The sequence below is a fragment of the Devosia sp. genome, from assembly GCF_034675085.1.
Classification (GTDB): Bacteria; Pseudomonadota; Alphaproteobacteria; order Rhizobiales; family Devosiaceae; genus Devosia.
Map to the genome: position 1 here is coordinate 1 of NZ_JAUCDN010000433.1, position 2,155 is coordinate 2,155.

Annotated in this window: 2 protein-coding genes and 1 pseudogene; 1 reads left to right on the forward strand and 2 read right to left on the reverse strand. The window is 66.1% G+C overall.

All coding sequences use genetic code 11. The features are described from left to right. Positions 1 to 503, reverse strand: a 503-nt coding sequence (locus VDP82_RS17375; protein ID WP_323016076.1) for an FGGY family carbohydrate kinase, incomplete at its 3' end; no start/stop codon positions are given. Between the two features lie 89 nt (positions 504 to 592). Next, complete coding sequence (locus tag VDP82_RS17380; protein WP_323016077.1) at positions 593 to 1,636, reverse strand: LacI family DNA-binding transcriptional regulator; 1,044 nt, start codon at positions 1,634 to 1,636, stop codon at positions 593 to 595. 119 nt (positions 1,637 to 1,755) lie between these two features. Here VDP82_RS17380 and VDP82_RS17385 point away from each other — a divergent pair. Next, a pseudogene (locus VDP82_RS17385) lies at positions 1,756 to 2,155 on the forward strand (galactose mutarotase); the annotation flags it as partial.

A 2,155-nucleotide genomic window follows, 5' to 3' on the forward strand; every position in this document is an offset into this window, starting at 1 on the left:
TGTTCGCCGGTCAGCAGCAGGCGCACATAGGCCTTGGGCAACAGCACCTTGGCGATCTTGGCGTAGATTTCAGGCTCATGCTTGCGCACCCAGGCGATCTTGGGCGCGGTAAAGCCCGGCATGGCGATATTGCCGGCGATATCGCGAAGGCTGGGCAGCGCTGTTTCCATCTCGCGGCATTCGGCTGCCGAACGTCCATCGTTCCACAAAATGCAGGGGCGAAGAACCTCGTCATTCTTTCCCAATAGCGTCGCGCCATGCATATGGCCGGAAAGACCGATGCCGCGCACCGCCGCCAGTTCGGCCGGGTGCTTTTGCTTGAGCGTGTCGATAGCGGCCAGGGTGGCCTGCCACCAGTCGGAAGGGTTTTGTTCGGACCAGCCGGGATGGGGCCGCACCGGCTCAACGACGGCAGCGGAAGCCTCGCCAAGCGCCCGGCCATGCTCGTCGATCAGCAGCGCCTTGACGCCCGAGGTGCCGATATCGATACCAAGATAGGTCATGAGGCACGTACCTCATTACTGAAGCAAGACGACATCCCTTGGTCCTCCCAGACTTTTTCGCCCGCGTCCTTGTGATGATGGACAGCTTCTTAGCGCAGATTGTCGCGCAGGAAAATGCCGATTTCAATGGGGGTGGCAAGAACGGCGCCGCTCCCCCCCAGAACCAGCAGGCGCGCCGCCGCCAGCGCCTCGCGGATTTCGCCATCGGGATTCTGGTCAAGCACCACGTCGATGGCGCCCGATGCCAGGCCCTGGCGGGTCGGTCCGGTCAGTTCATGGGCGATAACGCGGATGTCGCCGGCACGGCCCGATTGCTCCAGCGCGGCGACGAGGCCGGCATTGCCGGCACCAAGATTGTAAAGCCCGGCCAGATCGGGATGCTGGCGCAGAAGCGTATCCAGGCCGGCCCGGGTTTCGCTGTGCTCGTCATGCCCCTCGAAGGGGCCGATCAGTGCGAGGCGGGGAAACTCCCCTTCGAGGATTTCGGCAAAGCCGGCGAGGCGATCGGCGTGGTCGCGCAGATGCAGGGAGCCGGCGATGACGGCGATCTTGCCCCCCTGCGGCAGGAAGCGCCCCATGAGCGAGGCTGCGGTACGCCCCGCGGCCATGTTGTCGATGCCGATGAAATGCCGGCGCTGGCTGGCCGGCAGGTCCGAGACCAGCGTCATCACCACGATGCCGCGCCGGGTGGCGGCATCCACCGCCGCCGCCACTTCCGCGTCCTGGCTGGCAACGATCACCGCGCAGTCGCAATCCTGCGGATCGAGCCCGTCGAGATGGCGGGCGAGGGCGCCGGCATCGAGGGCGCGAACACGCCGGATCTCGACATGCATGCGATCGGCCAGGGCCTGGGCCTGCCGGTGCTCGACAGCACCGGCGAGGCTGGCCATGAACTCGTTGGAGCCATCGGGGATGATGAAGACCGTCCGCAGGTCGCGCGCGCGGGCAAGCAGGGAAGCGCCCAGATCGCGCTGAAAACCGATATGGGCAATGGCGGCCTCGACCTTTTCGGACGTGGCGGTGCTAACGCCGGGCCTTCCGTTGAGCACACGATCGACCGTGGCCAGCGACACGCCGGCCGCCCGCGCCACATCGTGCACCGTGGCCCGCCGCCTGAAACCGCCCTCGTCCACCCCGGCTCCCCCAAAATTGACGAGCGGAATTTCGGCACCTCCGCCCGAAAGGTCAAGTGCATCGTTGCCGAGCCCCGGCGAAGCAGGCTAAAACCTGCGGCGCAATCCAGGGGGCAGGCATGGCCATCGCAGTCACTACATTCGGCACGCATAACGGCAAACGCGTTGACCAGTTCCGGCTCGAGAGCGACACCGGCGTGCGGGTCGACCTGATCTCCTATGGCGTGGTCGTGCGCGATTGGCGCGTGCCGGTGGCCGGTGGCGAGCGCGGCGTGGTGCTGGGTTTCGACAATTTCGAGGCCTATCCCGCCCATAGCCCCCATTTCGGCTCGCTGGCCGGGCGCGTCGCCAACCGCATCAAGGATGCCTCCTTCGATCTGGGAGGCAAGACCTATCGCCTGCCAGCCAATGCCGGCACCCTGCAACTGCATGGGGGCGCGGAGGGGCTGGGGCGCCAGGTCTGGGACGGCCATGTCAACATGGCCGCCAACAGCGTCACCTTCACCCATCTCAGCCCCG